Raw genomic sequence first — 16,848 nt, 5'->3', positions numbered from 1 at the left:
ACGAGATCGGGCGAACGCGATACCTCGGCAAACCACCACTGCTCAGTGGCTCGGAACCGGGCTGGCTCGCTGTGGTCGAGCTTCATCGCGCTGTCCTTCGACGCCGACCGGTGAACACATCCGTCAGGCCCAGCGGGGCCAACCTCCGAAGGACTTCCGGAGCCGACCACTAACGACCTGGTGCGTGATTGCGGCGGCGATGTGACGGCCTGAGCGACGGCTGTTGTCAGGTGGTGGCGGTGCGGTCGGAGACGAGGCCTGCGACGGCGAGGTAGGTGGCCGGGAGGGTGTCGCGGCGGTGGGTCCAGCGCGCCAGACCCTTCCAGCGTTTGTGGTCGGCGAGGGCGTGCTCCACGGGGATGCGCTGGGACGAGTGCTCGTGGCGGGCCTGCTCCCGGGCCTCGTGAACCTCCGGTGCGGCGATCTTGTTCGGCTTCCTCGGTGGTGTGACCGCCTTGCCGGGATGGTCCCTCCGCAGACCCAAGTAGCCGTCATCGAGAAGCACTTGGACTTCGGGGAACTGTCGGAAGAGGTCGTCGATGCCCTCTCCGCGTATCGCGGTGGTGTCGTGCATGCGTCCGGGGCGAAGGTTGCCGGCCCAAAGGGTGCGGCCCTTCGCGTCGGCTATGACGGTGGCCTTCATCGTGTTCTGCTTCTTCTTGCCGGAGACGAAGGCCCGCCGCCCGCCCCGGCGCGAGGCCGGGCGGCGGACCTGGACCTCGGTGGCGTCCAGTCGCAGCACGACGCCCTCGGCCTGGGCGTAAGCGAAGACGTCTGCCAGGGTCCGCAGCCGGACCCCGGGACGGTCGGGCACCGCGAAGCCACGGGCGGCGAGCAGGCCCCTGACCTCGCCGATTGCCCGGGTCACGGTGGAGCGGTCGACTCCGAAGAGCAGGGCCAGGACGGCATGGGGCAGGTCGTGGCGCAGGTGGATGACTGTGACGGTCACCCGGTCGACGAACACCAGCCGATGCCTGGCACCCGCGCCGGCCGCCCGTTGCCGTGCTCCACCACGGGAAGCGTCGCGTCGGCCCTCGACCACGGCCTGCCACGGAGTGGCCAGTTCGACGACCACATTCGCCAGATACCGCCGCGAGACGCCGGTCAGCACCCGATGGCCGAGGACCGCGCGGTTCACCTTGATCGTCACACCGTCAGATCATGCCGCCCACAACAACGCTGGTCACATCGCTGCCGCAATCACGCACCAGGTCGTTAGAGGCTGGCCTGCCCCGGCACGGTCGCTCGCGCCTCGGATCCGGGTAGGACCGAAGACAGGCGGACAGCACCTGCGGTTCAGCAGCCACCAGTGGATTCCGGGAACTGGCGACCCGGCGCCTGCTAGGCCGTATCTGACAAATGCTCACCTGGCTGGCTCGCGGAGCCAGAGGATCAGGGCGGCCAGGACGATTCCGGTCCGATGAGCATTGCGCGCCCCGAGGAGTGGACGGCCCACCCATCCCGGGCAGTTGAAGCCCCTCCTGCGGACGGCGGACTGCTGGGTCGCGTCACGGTGGTCTTCGTCCTCATCAGGCCTGCGAGCGCAAACTGATGCAGCGCCGCGCTGACCTGCTGATCGTTCAAGCGCCCGAAACCGACTGGACCTGACCACCCGGTGATGGCGATTGCTTTGGCCGGGTGCGCGCAGCAAGCTCCTGAGAGCTTGGCCGGTGCCCGGTCCGTCGCATCGGCGGGAGCACCGCGCGGAGCGATCAAGTCACGTGCTGATAAGGCCACTTGGGCGAGGCCTGCTGGCGAAGCAGTCGACCAACCAAGATGAATGAGAATCCGGCCATTAGTTGACTTCATTTGTCTTGGCTGATGACAGGAGGGCTCGGAACTGCCTGAATGGAGGGAGCCACCGACGCATTGGAAGGCCGACGAAGGGACACCACGATGAGGTCGATCCGTTGTCTGCTCGCCACCACTGTCGTCGCCGGGACCGTCCTGCTCACTGCCGCTGTGCCCGCTTCGGCGGCCGGCATCTCGACGACCCGCGCCACGGCGGCGCCCGCCACCCAGGCCGTCTTCTCCGCCGGGAGCTTTGCCACGAGCCTGGACGCGGCAGTCCAGCAGGCGTACGCCAAGGCGCGCCAGGAGGCCGCCAACGCCGGCTACAGCACGAGCCAGTGCGTGCCGCTGGGTGCACCGAACATCGAAGGGGTCAGCGCTGACTGGCTGGCGGAGGTCACCATCCAGTGCACCCGCTGACCGGTTGGTCCTTCACGGACGACCCCGGACGCGGCAGGTGACCGACGGCTCGTCAGCAGGCCGTGCAAGGGCCGCCATCGTGGTCGGTCCAGACGGCACGTACCGGGATGACTGTGTCTCCACCACGCGCGCCTCAGGGGGAATCGTGGACGATGAGAAGAGAGCCGACGGGGCGGAGGCCGGGCCCTGGTGGCGGCGGTTCGCCAGGCGTCATCCAGCGGGTCTGGCCTTCCTGCTCATCCTCCTGGTGTTCTTCGCCTTCTGCGCAGTGATCGCCCTGCTGGATCCTGCTGAGCCTTGCGAGCTGCCCCCAAGTTGCTCCTTCAGCTACTGGCACTAAGCTTGTTCTTTTTCTTCCAGCCTCGAACGGTGTCGCTCACATGGGGATTCGCCGGACATGAGGGCGGCCTTCGTATGATCCTGTGCTCCGACCAAGGTGCACGTGACCACGACGAAGGCCGTGAGGGTGAGTCTGCTGCCTGATGCTGTCCGGCGGGAAGCGTTCGCGGAAGCGTCACGCTTCCGGGGAGAGTTCTACGGGTGTCTGACCGCCCGGCGTGACGGGTTGTTCGAACTCACCGACGCGGTGCTGTGTGCGGACGGTGCGGTGAAGTCCCCGGTGGACCTGACGCTGTCGCCCGGAGCACCGTCGTGGGCACGGAGCGATGTACGGCGGCCTGAACCACGGCCGGATCGACGTCGTCCGGCTGCGGACGGTGCTGGCCGGGCTGCCACTGCCGCGATTCGAGGGCGGGCGCCTGGTCCTTGCCGTCGATGTGTCGCCGTGGTTGCGCTCGGACGCGCCGTGCTCGGCGGAGCGGCTGTTCTGCCACGTCTACGGCCGGGCGAAGACAGCCTCGCAGTTCATTCCGGGCTGGCCCTACTCCTTCGTGGCCGTGCTGGAGCCGGGTGCCACGTCCTGGACCGCGATCCTGGACGCGGTCCGGCTCGGTCCGGCGGACGACGCGACCGCGGTCACCGCCGCCCAACTGCGGGGTGTCGTGGAGCGGCTCATCACCGCGGCCAGTGGCAGGCCGGGGACCCGCACGTCGTGATCGTCAGCGACGCCGGCTACGACGTCACCCGACTGGCCTGGGTCCTGCGCGATCTGCCGGTCGAACTGGTCGGCCGGGTCCGCTCCGATCGCGTGATGCGCCTGCCGAAACCACCGAGGATGCACGGCGTCACCGGCCGGCCGCCCAGGCACGGCCCGGAATTCCGCTTCGCCAAGCCGGAGACCTGGCCCGAGCCCGCGATCACCACGGTCACCGACACCGCCAACCACGGCAAGGCCGTGACCCAGGCATGGGACCGGGTCCACCCACGGCTCACCCACCGCTCCTCCTGGCTCGACCACGAAGGTGAACTGCCCCTGGTGGAGGGAACGTCGATCCGGCTGAAGGTCGAGCACCTGTCGAAGGAACGAGACGCCCCACCGGTATGGCTGTGGTCCTCCAAAACCGGCGCCATCCCACAGGACGTGGACCGCTTCTGGCAGGCATTTCTCCGCCGCTTCGACCTGGAGCACACCTTCCGCTTCGCGAAACAGACCCTCGGCTGGACCACCCCGAAACCCCGCACCCCCGAGGCCGCGGACCGCTGGACCTGGATCCTCATCGTCGCCCACACCCAGCTCAGGCTCGCCCGACCACTCGCCGCGGACCTCCGCCGCCCCTGGGAGAAACCCACCACCGCCGACCGCCCCACCCCGGCCCGGGTCCGCCGGGGATTCAGGAACATCCGCCCCCACCTCACCTGCCCGACCCGTGTTCCCAAACCCAGAGGCACAGGCCCCGGACGGCCACCCGGTGCCAGGAACAAACACCGCGCACCCCGCTACGACGTCGGCAAGACCGTCAAACGCCCCGAGAACCTCAAGGCCATCGGCAAGCCCGGACGATCTTGGTAGATAAAGAACTAGCTGAGCAGCCCACCAGAAGGGCGTCACCGCTGATGCGGTGACGCCCTTCGTCCTTTCAGCGGACCGTCACGCTGATGGTCTTGGTGGTCAGGGCGACGCACGGCTGTGGGCCGGCGTGGCCACAGCTCTCGAACCGCCAGGTCACCGTTGCCGTCCCACGGGCCAGTGCGGTGTACGTCGTGCGGGTGGCGTCGGCGCAGCCGGCCGCGTCGGCCGTGCAGTCCCCGCTGTCCGAGTCCGTGGCCTTCAGGACGTGATCCCTGCGATCGTCCGGGAACCACTGGTGTGAGTAGTCCGTCCGGGTCCAGTCGACGGCGAAGGTCTCGCCGACGGCGAGGCTCACGCTGTCGCTCCTGGATACCTGATCGGCGCCCTGGTCGTCGCGGGGAAGAGTGATGACCGCCCTCGGCGACTGCGCGGAGTCGGAACAGGCGGCTGCCACGCCGCAGACGAGGGCGGCGGAGACTGCCAGAGCGGCAAGGCGACGAGTAGCCATCAGGCGTACGCCCGTCGGCGGACCGACATCAGGGTGGCGACCTGACCGAGCCAACGGGCGAAGAGCCGCTCCTCCTCAACCTCGGCTGCGCTCATCGCGGCCGCGCGCAGCCACCTGCGGACGAGGTCGGCGCCCTCCTGACCGATGACGGGTTCCGGCAGCTCGAGCGCGGCGGCGATCCCGCCGACCCGGACGTGCTGCGCCAGGAAGCCGAGCGGGTACGGGCCGATTCCCGCCTGCTCGGCCTGACGGCAGGCTGCGATCGCCGCCTCGGTGAACAGCGCCCGGCGCGGTCCGCCGTCGAGCATCAGCCCGCGGGTGATGGCGGCGGGGACATCGAGGCCGGCCAGTTCGGAATCCTGACGGACGTTCATCACTTGGGAAGCTCCAATCCGACGGCGGTGTCCAGATTGTCCTTGTCAGTGAGGTTGCCGAGCTGACTGTTGACGAACTGGTCGGCCGTGACCCACTCGGTGAAGCCCCACGGGTTGTAGACCTCGAGCCGGTCGCCGTCGCGCCCGATGATCACCATCTGGTGACCCTCCTTGGACCCCTTCCGGTTCACGTTGATGGGCACGGGCAGGCCCTGGTCCAAGGCGTTGTCGATGCGCGAGAGAGCGTTGCGGCGGTCGTCGGCGCTGCTGAGCCCGACGTGCTCGTACGGGACCCCGGTGGCCGTGCTGATGTCCTGGTTGGCCAGGGCGTTCTCGCCCTTGGGGCCGATTCCGTTGTCCTTCTTCGGGTACGTCTGCTTCTGCCCGTCGGCCGTCTGGCCCTGGATGTACTGTCCTACGTAGTAGTCCTCCAGCCGATGCTGGAAGTTGTCGGGAGAGTCCGCACCGGGAACATCCGGCGTGTTGCCGGTAGTGAGGTTGAGCATCAGCGTCGGGTCCAGCCGCGCCTGCGCGATCACCGTCGAGGCCGCCACGCAGTCGCCCGTGCCGCCCTGGGAGTAGAAGTTGTAGTACCCCTTTCCGCCCTTGGCCGGGTGGGAGTTCTGCCCGTCGTAGGCGGCGATGTGCCGCCCGTCCGTGCTGTCGCTGTCCGTTGCCGGCACGAGGTGCTGGGCGAGCCAGGCCGGGTCGTCGCCGTGCGGGTGGATGAGTCCGTCGAACTGCTCGACCTCGTCCATGGAGTGCCCGGCTGCCAGGGCCTTCCTCAGGAAGGCGGCCTCCTCCGGCGACTTGGCGTTGGCCAGCAGGGTCTTGAACCTGGCCTGGTCAGACGGGCTCATGCCGGCCAGGACCTGGTTCGCCCGGGTCAGCTGGTTGTCCGTCAGGATGTACGAGGTGCCGGAGCCCTTGCCGGCGTCGGTCTGCGCATTGGCCAGCACGACGGCCGAGAGCGGGTCGGACGAACCACCGCCCATCCGTTCCGCGCGGGCCTGTGACGCGAGCTGGTTCAGGGTGCTCGCGGTCTCCGTCCCGCCCGCCTCGACGTACTGGGCGACCCGGAGCCGGGTGGCTATCCCGTTGTCGGCGGCGTCGCGCGGGGTCTGGCTCACATCGAACCAGGAGTCGTCCTTGTTGGCGCCCTTCTCGGCGGCGTGCAGCTGGTCGCACCCCGGCGGGTCCTCGCGCTGGCCCCTCTCCAGGTCGTCCGCCCAGGTGTTGAGGGCGGCCGCGGCCTTGGTCAGGGTCTGCTGGGAGAGCGCGAACTCCGATGCCAGGGCGGATATCGCCTGTCCCGCGTTCTCGGCCACGGCTCCCTTCCACGCCTGCGGGAGCTGGTCGCCGGCCACCTTGTTGAGATCGTCGGACGCCTTCTGCAAGCCGGCGGCCGCATCGGCGTACGCCTTCGCCCGCTCGCGGACGGAAGCCGGCGATCCCGCCGGACCACCGACCCCGAGTGCATGGTGGACGATGTCCAGCAGATCACTGTCGTTGTCGAACCAGCCCAGGTCCTTGAGGTCGCTCTGGGCGTTCTGAAGATCCTTCACCTTGCTCATGCCGTCACCGCACCGCCCCGGTGACGGAGGAAGCGACGTTGGCCTCGGCCGTACGGTAGTTGGCGGTGGTCTGGGTGACCTGCTGCACCAGCTCGTCCACGGCCTTCTGGGCCAGCGCGATCTCCTGCGCCCAGGCGGAGTCGAAGGCCTGCCACGCGTCGTCGACGCCGAACTCCCCGAAGTCCGACTTCGCGTAGCAGACCGGCGCGGTGTACGCAGAGGTGGCCCCCGCCAGGTCGGTCGACACCTGGTGCAGTTGGCCGGCCATCTGATCCATCATGTCGAGGTGGACGCCGTAGCCGGCCTGCCCTGACCCCAAACTTATCGTCATCCCCCGTAATGCTCTCTGGACGTGGCTCGTGATCATATCGATCTTGGTCCGGTGGCAGTGACCCGGCGACAGTCCTGGTGATGAACTGTTGAGCGCTCATGGCTTCGGCCGAGGCATTGTCAAATCCTGTGGACTGACCAGACAGCCCGATGACCGGTGATCAAGCAAGCGGCTTGCGGTAACGGACGTACTCGTTCTGCCGCCGGAACCCCACACTCTCGTAAAGGTCGTAGGACCGGTGCGGGTTTGCCGTGCCCGTGAACAGCCGGGCGGTCGTTGCACCCTGCTCGCGCAGGCTCCGCAGCCCGTCCAGCAGTAGGACCCGGCCGATTCCGAGGCGTCGCTGGTCCGTCCGGACACTCAGCTCTTCCACCTCGCCCACGGTGTGGTCGTGACGGCGGATGGAGCAGAGGGCGACGCCGACCATGTCCTGCCCGTTCCAGGCAGCCCTCCAGCATGCCGGGTCGGCGGTGTCGACGAAGTCCTGGAAAGGCCATCTCTGAGCGAAGCCTGTGTCCGCGTACGAATCGACGACCGTCCTCCAGGCTGCGCGGTAGTGGCTCGTCCCGATCGGCCCTGTCCGTATCCCGGCTGGCAGTTCGCTGCCCGGCTCGGGCACCTGCTGCAGATCGCCCAGCTCCAGCTCGACCAGGCTGAAGACACGTCGGTAGCCGGCTGCGCGCAGCAGCGCCGTGGCGTCCTGCTCGGAGGCCATGGCGTTCGCGCCGATCACTGCCGTCCGCGCCGTTCCATGCTGTTTGACGAGCTGGCGGATCCGCTCTTCGGCCCAGCTCAGCATGGCTGAGCCGATGCCCTGGCCGCGATGTTCGGGCAAGAGGTAGCCGCGGTGCAGGTACAGCCACGTATCGTCCCGCTCTTGCCACCACCGGATCGTCGAGTAGCCGACGACGCTCCCGTCGAGCACCACCAGGATCTGGTTCTTGGACGGCTCCTCCAACTTGGCGGAAGCTTCGGCGATCTCGGCCGCTGTCGGGAGCCCTTCCACAACCGAACGGACATCGACCCGGTCCCGTTCAACACATCCCAGCCGCACCGCGGCCATGGCGCCGTGGTCTTCGTCGCCGCGATACGGCCGGAACCCGAAGCCGACCGGAAGGTCCTGTCCTGCCGTGCCATCCAACATGACCGGATGTTCTCGAACTTCGAGGCAGGTCCGCCACCCTATTCACGCCGCGGTCGTCTGCGGCCGGTCGGCAACCCGAGGATCATCTTCCTCGACGAGCCCACCATCGGCCTCGACCCCCGCAGCCGTCACAACATGTGGCAGATCATCCGCCAACTCGTCACCGGCGGCGTCACCGTCTTCCTCACCACCCAGTACCTGGACGAAGCCGACGAACTCGCCGACCACATCGCCGTGCTCAACGGCGGCAAGATCGCCGCCGAAGGGAGCGCCGAGGAGCTGAAGCGGCTCATCCCCGGCGGGTACGTCCGGCTCCGCTTCACCGACCCGTCCGCGTACCAGTCGGCTGCCTCCGCACTGCGCGAGGCGGCCCGGAACGACGAAGCGCTGGCACTGCAGATCCCCAGCGACGGCAGCCAGCGCGAACTGCGCGCCATCCTCGACCGGCTGGACTCCGCCACCATCGAGGCGGACGAGCTGACCGTGCACACCCCCGACCTCGACGACGTGTTCTTCGCCCTCACCGGCCCGGCCAGCGCCCCCAACCAGCCCAAGGAGAGCGTCCGATGAGCGCCTTCTCCCTCGCCGTCCACGACTCGAACACGATGCTGCGCCGCAATCTGCTGCACGCGCGGCGCTACCCGTCCGCAACCCTGAACCTGCTGCTCGCGCCGATCATGATGCTGCTGCTCTTCGTCTACATCTTCGGCGACGTGATGAGCTCGGGCATCGGCGGCCACGGCGCCGGCCGCTCCGAGTACATCGCCTACATCGTCCCGGGCATCCTGATGATGACCATCGGCAGCACCGTGATCGGGGCCGCGGTGCACATCTCCATGGACATGAGCGAGGGCCTCGTCGCCCGCTTCCGTACGCTGGCGATCCACCGCGGCTCCGTGATCATCGGGCACGTCGTCGGTAGCGTGCTGCAGTGCATCGCCAGCGTGGTCCTCGTCGGTGCCGTCGCCCTGGCCATCGGCTTCCGCCCCCACGATGCCACCGTCCTGGACTGGCTCGCGGCGTTCAGCGTGCGTCCGCGACGTCGACGCCCTCCTCGCGGCCCGGGGCGTGCAGCGGGCGCTGGTGGTGGGCTGGTCCTACGGGGCGTTCGTCGCCGCACACTGGGCCAGCCACAACCCGCAGCGCGCCCTGGGCGCGGTCATGGTCGAGGGCACGCAACCGTACGACTGGCTCGACGAGGCGATGGAGCAGCGGATCCGGAAGCAGTTCCGGCGGTTCTCCTTGCCGATGGCGCTGCTGCGCCCGACGGGCCTGACTCCGCGGATGACTGCTGAACAGATGGCGAACTGCAACATCGAACTCGGCAGGATCGCCCGCGAGCACGAGCTGGCTCCCGTCCTGGACGACATCGCCGTCCCGGCGCGGTACGTGGTCGCTTCGGGGACGTCCCCCGGAAGCCGCGGTGACGAGCAGGAGCGGATCCGCGCCGGCCTCAACGCGGTGACCGTCCGCAACACGAACATCAAGATCAGTGCGAAGGTCGCGAGCAACCACGATGCGATCCTCAAGACGGAGTTCCCCGCCGTCGCCGAAACCGTACGCGAGGTCGCCACCCCCGGCCGTGCGAACCACTGAGGGCTGGACCAGCCGCTTGGCGACGACTACGCGTCCTCGCCACCGTCGCCCACCTCGATCGCCCCGGGACTTCTGTCCGGCGGCCCTCGCGGTACACGGGGGCGTCCACCATCGAGCGCTCCACCGAGAGGCGCACGGACTCGCTCCCGGCTCGAACCCGGGGCCCATCGAGCACTCCGGCGCATCGGCGCAGTCCGCCGGCCGTACAGGTCGGGAAAGCGGGCGCTTGCTCGCGCGCACCGGGCGCACACGCCAGTCGGACACTGCAAGAGCCTCCACGGATCCGGCAAGGCGCCGGCTTTCGACCAACTCGACGACGCGGCGCGCCTACCCCGGTGGTCGCGCGTGCGATCATCGTCCGCACTGATGCACCCGGGCTGCGTCACAGCAGCTCGCACGGAGGAGGTCACCCTTGGCCGATCACGGTGCTGCACCGCAGCCGACGGAGGTTCAGCATCCAGGCGTGCAGAACACGGCGCGCCTCGCGCTGGTCGTGGGCGCCCTGGGTGTGGTCTTCGGCGACATCGGGACCAGTCCGATCTACACGCTCCAGACCGTGTTCAACCCGGACGACCCTCACCCCGTCCCGGTCACCACGGAGAACGTGTACGGGGTGGTGTCGCTCGTTTTCTGGTCGGTGGTGGTCATCGTGCTGGTCACCTACGTGCTGCTGGCGATGCGCGCCGACAACGAGGGCGAGGGCGGCATCATGGCGCTGATCACCCTGCTCCAGCGGTGGAGTTCACCGCGGGGCCGCAAGACCACCGCGGTGCTGGCCGCACTGGGCATCTTCGGCGCCTCGCTGTTCTTCGGCGACAGCATGATCACCCCGGCGATCTCGGTGCTGTCCGCGGTCGAGGGGCTGAAGGTCGTGGAGCCGTCGCTGGCGGGCGCGGTGGTGCCGCTCACCGCGGCGATCATCGTGCTGCTGTTCCTGGTCCAGCGCCGCGGCACCGCAGCGGTGGGCCGGGTGTTCGGGCCCGTGATGATCGCCTGGTTCGTGGCCATCGGTGCGTGCGGAGTGTCCGGCATCGCCAACCACCCACAGATCCTCAAGGCACTGTCGCCGAGCTGCGCCCTGGGCTTCCTGTTCGGCCACTTCGGGACCGCCTTCTTCGCCCTGGCCGCGGTCGTGCTCGCGGTCACCGGCGCCGAGGCGCTCTACGCCGACATGGGGCACTTCGGCCGCCGGCCGATCACCCGCGGCTGGCTGTTCCTCGTGTTCCCCGCGTGCGTACTGAGCTACCTCGGCCAGGGCGCACTGATCCTCGGGGACCCGCACAACATCACCAGCCCGTTCTTCCTGCTGGCGCCCGGCTGGGGACGGCTGCCGTTGGTCGTGCTGGCCACGGCGGCGACCGTGATCGCCTCCCAGGCGGTCGTCACGGGCGCGTACTCGGTCGCCTCCCAGGCCGCCCAGCTCGGCTACCTGCCGAGGCTGCGGATCGCGTACACCTCCGAGTCGACCATGGGTCAGATCTACGTCCCCTGGATCAACTGGCTGCTGATGGTCTCGGTCCTCACCCTGGTCTTCGCCTTCCGCAGCTCCACGGCACTCGCGTTCGCCTTCGGCATGGCGGTCACCGGCACCATCACCATCACCACCCTGCTGTTCTTCTGCGTCGCCCGCGCCCGCTGGGGCACACCGGTGTGGCTCGTCGCGGTCGGCGCGACGCTGCTGCTCGCCGTGGACCTGCTGTTCGTGGCGGCCAACGCGACCAAGCTCCTCCACGGCGCGTGGCTGCCGCTGCTGATTGGCATCACCGCGTTCACCGTCATGACGACCTGGCAGCGCGGCCGCGCGATCGTCACCGCCGAGCGAGCACGGCATGAAGGCCCGCTGCGCGAGTTCGTCGAGGACCTCCACAGCGGGGAGGTGCCGGCGCTCCAGGTCCCCGGCACGGCCGTCTTCCTCAACCGGGGCAAACAGACCGCGCCGCTGGCCCTGCGGGCCAACGTCGAACACAACCACGTACGACACGACCACGTCGTGATCCTCTCCATCGAGACCGAGACCGTGCCACGCGTACCGGCCGATCAGCGGATCGCCGTCGACGACCTCGGCTACGCCGACGACGGGATCATCCACGTCACCGCCCGGTTCGGCTACATGGAGACACCGGACGTGCCCACCACGTTGGTGATGCTCGATCCGACCGAAGCGGAGGGCCGGCTGCAGCTCGACCAGACGTCCTACTTCCTGTCGAAGATCGAGCTGCGGCGTGGAAAGGAGCCGACGATGGCGCCCTGGCGCAAGCGCCTGTTCATCGCCACCTCCTACATCACCGCCGACGCCGCCGAGTACTTCGGCCTCCCCCGCGAGCGCACCGTCATCATGGGCTCGCACATCGAGGTGTAGGCGCACCGGCTACGGACGGCCACATCAGACCCGCACCGCTCGGCGGCCAAGTCGAGGCCCGGCCGAGGATCGGGCCGCGCGGTCGGCCGGGGCATGTCATTGGCGCCGTTTGAACAGACACCTCGTTCGGTGAGGCACCTTCACGGACGCAGGCCACTGATCCCACCCGTCGAGAGACGTGCGGGTCCTCGTGCATGCCGCGGCCCACGCCGTGGCCGCCGAAGTCGGCGGGGATCCCGTAGCCGGCCGAGCGGCCAGCCACCGACCCCCACCGTCCGGCGTCAGCTCATCTGCTGCTCCAGGTCGAGCAGTTGGGCCTCACCGCGGCCTGCGGACCAATCCGCCGAACCGTTCTCGGTCAGCACCACCAGGACGTCCTCGGACCGGACCCCGACCTTGCCCGCCTCCTCGGCGATCCGCCGGTACAGGGCGCGCTTGGTCTCCTCCGGGCGCCCCCGGCGCAGCGTGATCTCCACGCAGACGACGTCGCGCCGGTCGACGCCGAGGTACTCGGGGTCGAAGAACATCTGCTCGGCGGGCAGGGCCTGGACGATCTGGAAGCGGTCCTTCTCCGGGATGCCGACGGCGTCGACCAGCGCGCGGTGCACCGCAGCCGCGATCTCCGGCCGCTGCTCGGCGGGGCGGTCGGAGCTGAGCGTGATGCGGACGAGCGGCATGGCACGTACCTCCTGATGGCGGCCGGCGGCGGGCCGGACCGATGACCGGCCGCCACGGGCAGTGCGATCCGGTCCCGAATTCCTGATGGACGGTCAGCAGTCTACGCAGCTGGCTTTCAAATCGAAAGCCAACATCTCTGAACGGCTACAGTGGGTCCGTGGAGTGGGGTGAACAGGACGTCAGCAACTGCGGCATCGGCCGCGCGCTGGAAGTGGTGGGACGGCCGTGGGCGCTCCTGGTCGTCCGGGAGATCGCACGCGGCCTGGAGCGTTTCGACGAGATCCAGCGCCATCTGGCGGTCTCGGCCGCGGTGTTGAGCCGGCGACTGGACGAGCTGGTGGAGTCGCGACTGCTGGAGCGGTTCCCGTACCAGGAGGCCGGCCGGCGCACCCGGTTCGGATACCGGCTGACCCCGCGCGGCTGCGAGCTGTACCCGATCCTGCTCTCGCTCAAGGAGTGGGGCGACCGGCACCGGGGCGACCCGGCCGGTCCGGCCACCAGGCACCGGCACGCGGACTGCGGCGCGGACGTCCGTCTGGCCCTGGTCTGCGAACGGGGACACCCGGTGACGGGCCTGGCCGAGGTGGAGCTGGTCCAGGGCCCCGGCGCCCGCCCGGTGCCCCGGCCGTAGCACCGGGGCGGTCACCGAACCCCTGTGACCAGCTCGTATATGAGACGTAGATCGCGAGCGGTGAGGATAAGGGCCTGAGTACACCGTTTGAACCGACCGGGAGTCTCCTCATGAAGCGATCTGCAGTGTTCCGCCGATTCCGTGCGGCGGTACTCGTCCCGGCCGCCGTAGCAGCCGTGCTGGCCGCCGCCGGTACGGTCGCTTCCGCTGTCACCCACGAGGTGCCCACCGGTCACGCCGTCGCCGTCGGCGGCTCGGGGCCGCAGCCGCCGAGCGACGTGACCGAGTGGAACACCAAGGTCTGATCGGGCCGTTCCCGCTCAGGCCGGCGGGATCGGTCCGTCCGTGGCCTGCGCGAGCGTGAGGGAGCGGGCCCGGCCCGGCAGCGCCGCGGCCTCGGCGGCCTCGGGGAGCCCGATGCCGCCGAGCACCAGGTGCGCCTCGGCCGCGTGGGCCAGCCCTTCCTCGACACGGCCGAGGTCCAGCGAGACCTGGGCGAGGATCAGCAGTGCGTGGCCCCGGTCGCGCTCGCTGCCGACCGCGGTGCGGTAGTGGGCCAGGGCCCGCTCCGCCTCCCGGTACGCCTCCGGCAGCCGGCCGAGCGCCCGCAGCGTGGCCGCACCGCGGTAGCGGGCCTGGGCCGCCTGGCCGGGGATGTCCGAGCTCGCGCAGATCTCGAGGCACTCCCGGTACCCGGCGAGCGCCTCCGGGTACCGCCGCAGCTCGTGCAGGGCCAGACTCCGCACGCACAGCGCGTGGGCGGTGCCGTGGTGGTCGGCCACCTCGCGCAGCAACGGCAGTGCGCCGTCACAGGCCGCCACGGCCTCGTCGGCCCGGCCACTGCGCAGCCTGGCCATGGCCGCGTTCAGCACGGTGACGAGTTCGCCCGAGCGGTGGCCCATCTGCCGGGCCAGGGCCAGCGCCTGGTCGAAGTAGTGAACGGCTTCGTCGTAGCGCTGCTCGAACTGCGCTATCGCACCGAGGTCGTTGAAGGTCTGACGCAGGATGACCGTGTCACCGGCACGGCGGCAGGCCTCGGTCGCCAGCCGGATGTGGGCGCTCGCCGCTGCCAGCCGGGTGGTCTGCAGCGCGGCGTTGCCGCACACGAAGAGAGCCCGGCCCGCGGCACGGTCGTTGCCGGTGCGGACGGCCTTCTCGGCCACCGCCGCGGCGGCGGAGGCCAGTTGGCTGTAGGGGATGTCCCGGCCGAACGGACTCAGCGCGATGAGCAGGTCGGCCGCGGTGTCCAGCAGCTCCGGTGTCGCGGTGCCACCCTGCACCGCGAGCTGGATGATGTGGACGGCCCCGTCGAACTCCTCGGCCACCCAGGCGCGGGCGTCCGCCAGGCCGGTGAAGCGCGGTCCGCGCGGGTCTCCCGGGGTGAGCGTGGTGTGCACGGGGTCGCCCGGGACCATCTGCTGGAAGGCCGATCCGGCGGCTCCCAGCAGGAAGTTGAGCAGCCGGTGGGCCACCTCGGTGCGCCCGCCGTCCTGTTCCCGGCCCGCCGGCGCGGGCAGCTGCCGGGCGAAGGCCTGGACCAGCTGGTGGTACCGGTAGCGGCCCGACGACGGCGACTCCAGCAGCGCGGTGTCGACCAGCGACTCCAGCAGCGGCTCCGCCTCGTCCTCGGTGAGGCCCAGGGCGGCCGCCGCCGCGCCGAGGCCGATGCTCCCCCCGGTGACGGGCGCGAGCGTCCGGAAGGCGTGGGACTGGGACTCGGTCAGCTGGTGGTAGCCGAGCTCGAACACGGCGGCCACGGCCAGCTCGCCGGCCTGGAGTTCGGTCAGCCTCCGGCGTTCGTCACCGAGCCTGCGCACCAGGTTCGCCACCGTCCAGCCCGGCCGGGCGGCCAGCCGGGCCGCCACGATCCGCACGGCGAGCGGCAGGTTCGCGCAGGAGGTGACCAGCTCGACGGCGTCGGCCCGTTCCGCCGCGACGCGTTCGGTGCCGATGACCCGCTGGAGCAGTGCCAGCGCCTCCTCGGTCTCGAACACGCACAGCCGGACGTGGGCGGTGGCGGGCAGCCCGGCGAGGCGGGCCCGGCTGGTGAGCACGACCGCGCAGTCGGCCGAGCCCGGCAGCAGCGGCCTGACCTGGGCGGCGTCCCTGGCGTCGTCGAGCAGCAGCAGGACGCTCCGGCCGTCCAGCACGGTACGGAAGAGCCGGGTCCGGTCCTCCAGGGAACGGGGGATCTCCTGGCCCGGCACTCCCAGCGCCGACAGGAAGCTTCCCAGCACCACACCGGGTTCGGCCGCATCCGTCCCGGTACCCCGCAGGTCGGCGTAGAGCTGGCCGTCGGGGTAGCGCCCCTTGACCTGGTGCGCCCCCCGCAGCGCCAGGGTGCTCTTGCCGATGCCGCCCATCCCGCTGACCGAGGCGACCGTCAGGGCGGTCCGGTCCGCGCCGAGCAGGGCCTCGCGCAGTTCCGCCACCGCTTCCTCGCGGCCGCTGAAGTCCGCCGTGTCCGGCGGGAGTTGAGCGGGACGGGCAAGGGCGGGCGAGGTCGCGGGCACGGCGGCCGGGGGCGCGGCGGACCCCGCGCCGATCCGTACCGGCGCGGGCGCCCCGGTGCGTGGCGCCAGGTCGTTGGCCAGGATCCGCCGGTGCAGCTCGCGCAGTTCCGGCCCCGGGTCCACACCGAGTTCGTCGGCCAGCAGCTGCCGCGCCCTGGCGAAGACGGCGAGCGCCTCGCCCTGCCGTCCGCAGCGGTACAGGGCCTCCATCAGGAAGCCGTACGGCCGCTCCCGCAGCGGGTGTTCGCCGGTGAAGGCGGTCAGGTCCGGGATGGTGGACGGGTACCGGCCCAGCAGTAGGTCGTGATCGAAGCGCTCCTCCAGCAGCATCAGCCGCAGTTCGGCGAGCCTGGAGCGCTGCTGCTCGGCGAAGGGTCCGGGCACCCCGGCCAGCGGCTCGCCCCGCCACAGTGACACCGCCTCGGTGAGCAGCCGGGCGCACTCCTCGTGCCACCTCGCCGCGCGGGCGCGTGCCGCCTCGGCCGCCAGTTCCTCGGCGCGGTGGGCGTCCACGCCGGCCGGCGCCACCGCCAGCCGGTAGCCGGACCCGGCGGAGAGCAGTAACTGCGGGGTGGCGCGCCCCTGTTCCAGTCGCTGCCGCAACCGCCAGACGTAGGTGCGCAGACTCGTCACGGCGGAGTCCGGGGCCTCCTCGCCCCAGACCATGCCGACCAGTTCGTGCAGCGAGGCAGCTCGCCCCGAGCGGAGCAGCAAGGCGGCGAGCATGGCCTGCTGCTGTGGTGGCCCGACCGGGACGTCGGCCCCGTCGAGACAGATCTGCATGGCGCCGAGCACGTTGAACCGCACCGCCCCCTCCAAGCCACATTCCCTTCCCCGGCGCGACCGGGCCGGCCTCCGGCCGATCGCGCGACACTTCCGCACGGAAACAGTTCGGTCATATTAATGACGGATGAGCAGAATGGAACGGTTAGGGCGCATGCGATTTGAGTGCCGGCGCCCGTCTTCCGGCGCGCCGGGACCGCGCCCATCGGCGCGGGCCCGCGCGGACCGGGGCGAGCG

Annotated in this window: 13 protein-coding genes and 4 pseudogenes; 8 read left to right on the top strand and 9 right to left on the bottom strand. The window is 70.1% G+C overall.

The window, feature by feature from the left end:
- Nucleotides 1-226 precede the first annotated feature (226 nt).
- Nucleotides 227-1,150 carry a transposase family protein gene (locus tag ACFC1R_RS15350; protein ID WP_375938584.1) on the bottom strand — a complete coding sequence of 308 codons (924 nt, stop codon included), beginning with the start codon at nucleotides 1,148-1,150 and terminating at the stop codon, nucleotides 227-229.
- A 746-nt stretch (nucleotides 1,151-1,896) separates the two neighbouring features.
- On the opposite strand from ACFC1R_RS15350, the gene ACFC1R_RS15345 reads away from it, so the two are divergent.
- The gene (locus ACFC1R_RS15345; RefSeq protein WP_375938581.1) at nucleotides 1,897-2,211 is read left to right on the top strand and encodes a hypothetical protein; all 315 of its coding nucleotides are present in this window, start codon (nucleotides 1,897-1,899) and stop codon (nucleotides 2,209-2,211) included.
- 466 nt (nucleotides 2,212-2,677) lie between these two features.
- A pseudogene (locus ACFC1R_RS15340) lies at nucleotides 2,678-4,120 on the top strand (NF041680 family putative transposase).
- 67 nt (nucleotides 4,121-4,187) lie between these two features.
- Here ACFC1R_RS15340 and ACFC1R_RS15335 read toward each other — a convergent pair.
- From ACFC1R_RS15335 to ACFC1R_RS15315, 5 genes are all read right to left on the bottom strand, one after another.
- Entirely contained in the window at nucleotides 4,188-4,475 is a 288-nt protein-coding gene (locus ACFC1R_RS15335; protein ID WP_375938578.1) for a hypothetical protein, read from the bottom strand.
- Nucleotides 4,476-4,627: 152 nt separating this feature from the next.
- On the bottom strand, nucleotides 4,628-5,002 hold the full coding sequence (locus ACFC1R_RS15330) for a hypothetical protein (RefSeq protein WP_375938575.1): 375 nt from the start codon (nucleotides 5,000-5,002) through the stop codon (nucleotides 4,628-4,630).
- Complete coding sequence (locus ACFC1R_RS15325; protein ID WP_375938572.1) at nucleotides 5,002-6,576, bottom strand: hypothetical protein; 1,575 nt, start codon at nucleotides 6,574-6,576, stop codon at nucleotides 5,002-5,004. Before ACFC1R_RS15325 ends, ACFC1R_RS15330 begins: the two co-directional genes overlap by 1 nt.
- Before the next feature lie 4 nt (nucleotides 6,577-6,580).
- Complete coding sequence (locus ACFC1R_RS15320; RefSeq protein WP_375938569.1) at nucleotides 6,581-6,907, bottom strand: hypothetical protein; 327 nt, start codon at nucleotides 6,905-6,907, stop codon at nucleotides 6,581-6,583.
- A 160-nt stretch (nucleotides 6,908-7,067) separates the two neighbouring features.
- A complete protein-coding gene (locus tag ACFC1R_RS15315) occupies nucleotides 7,068-8,051 on the bottom strand; it encodes a GNAT family N-acetyltransferase (RefSeq protein WP_375938566.1) in 984 nt (327 codons plus the stop codon).
- A gap of 66 nt (nucleotides 8,052-8,117) precedes the next feature.
- On the opposite strand from ACFC1R_RS15315, the pseudogene ACFC1R_RS15310 reads away from it, so the two are divergent.
- From ACFC1R_RS15310 to ACFC1R_RS15295, 4 genes and pseudogenes are all read left to right on the top strand, one after another.
- Nucleotides 8,118-8,621 (top strand): annotated as a pseudogene (locus tag ACFC1R_RS15310) (ABC transporter); the annotation flags it as partial.
- Nucleotides 8,618-9,082 (top strand): annotated as a pseudogene (locus tag ACFC1R_RS15305) (ABC transporter permease); the annotation flags it as partial. The pseudogenes ACFC1R_RS15310 and ACFC1R_RS15305, both read left to right, overlap by 4 nt.
- Nucleotides 9,045-9,647, top strand: a complete 603-nt coding sequence (locus tag ACFC1R_RS15300) for an alpha/beta fold hydrolase (protein ID WP_375938563.1) — start codon at nucleotides 9,045-9,047, stop codon at nucleotides 9,645-9,647. The pseudogene ACFC1R_RS15305 and the gene ACFC1R_RS15300, both read left to right, overlap by 38 nt.
- 463 nt (nucleotides 9,648-10,110) lie before the next feature.
- Nucleotides 10,111-12,006, top strand: a complete 1,896-nt coding sequence (locus tag ACFC1R_RS15295; protein WP_375938560.1) for a potassium transporter Kup — start codon at nucleotides 10,111-10,113, stop codon at nucleotides 12,004-12,006.
- Nucleotides 12,007-12,172: 166 nt separating this feature from the next.
- Here the strand turns inward: ACFC1R_RS15295 and ACFC1R_RS15290 are convergent.
- Together ACFC1R_RS15290 and ACFC1R_RS15285 are read right to left on the bottom strand one after the other, a co-directional pair.
- A pseudogene (locus tag ACFC1R_RS15290) lies at nucleotides 12,173-12,265 on the bottom strand (type I methionyl aminopeptidase); the annotation flags it as partial.
- A gap of 22 nt (nucleotides 12,266-12,287) precedes the next feature.
- The gene (locus ACFC1R_RS15285) at nucleotides 12,288-12,683 is read right to left on the bottom strand and encodes a tautomerase family protein (protein ID WP_375938557.1); all 396 of its coding nucleotides are present in this window, start codon (nucleotides 12,681-12,683) and stop codon (nucleotides 12,288-12,290) included.
- A gap of 158 nt (nucleotides 12,684-12,841) precedes the next feature.
- On the opposite strand from ACFC1R_RS15285, the gene ACFC1R_RS15280 reads away from it, so the two are divergent.
- Together ACFC1R_RS15280 and ACFC1R_RS15275 are read left to right on the top strand one after the other, a co-directional pair.
- The gene (locus tag ACFC1R_RS15280) at nucleotides 12,842-13,315 is read left to right on the top strand and encodes a winged helix-turn-helix transcriptional regulator (protein ID WP_375938554.1); all 474 of its coding nucleotides are present in this window, start codon (nucleotides 12,842-12,844) and stop codon (nucleotides 13,313-13,315) included.
- 110 nt (nucleotides 13,316-13,425) lie between these two features.
- Nucleotides 13,426-13,620 carry a hypothetical protein gene (locus tag ACFC1R_RS15275; RefSeq protein WP_375938552.1) on the top strand — a complete coding sequence of 65 codons (195 nt, stop codon included), beginning with the start codon at nucleotides 13,426-13,428 and terminating at the stop codon, nucleotides 13,618-13,620.
- A gap of 15 nt (nucleotides 13,621-13,635) precedes the next feature.
- On the opposite strand, the gene ACFC1R_RS15270 is transcribed toward ACFC1R_RS15275, so the two are convergent.
- A complete protein-coding gene (locus ACFC1R_RS15270; RefSeq protein WP_375938549.1) occupies nucleotides 13,636-16,635 on the bottom strand; it encodes a BTAD domain-containing putative transcriptional regulator in 3,000 nt (999 codons plus the stop codon).
- Nucleotides 16,636-16,848: the final 213 nt, after the last annotated feature.

The sequence above is a fragment of the Kitasatospora sp. NPDC056138 genome, from assembly GCF_042264695.1.
Taxonomy (GTDB): domain Bacteria; phylum Actinomycetota; class Actinomycetes; order Streptomycetales; family Streptomycetaceae; genus Kitasatospora.
This window is presented reverse-complemented; position numbering and strand designations above follow the sequence as displayed.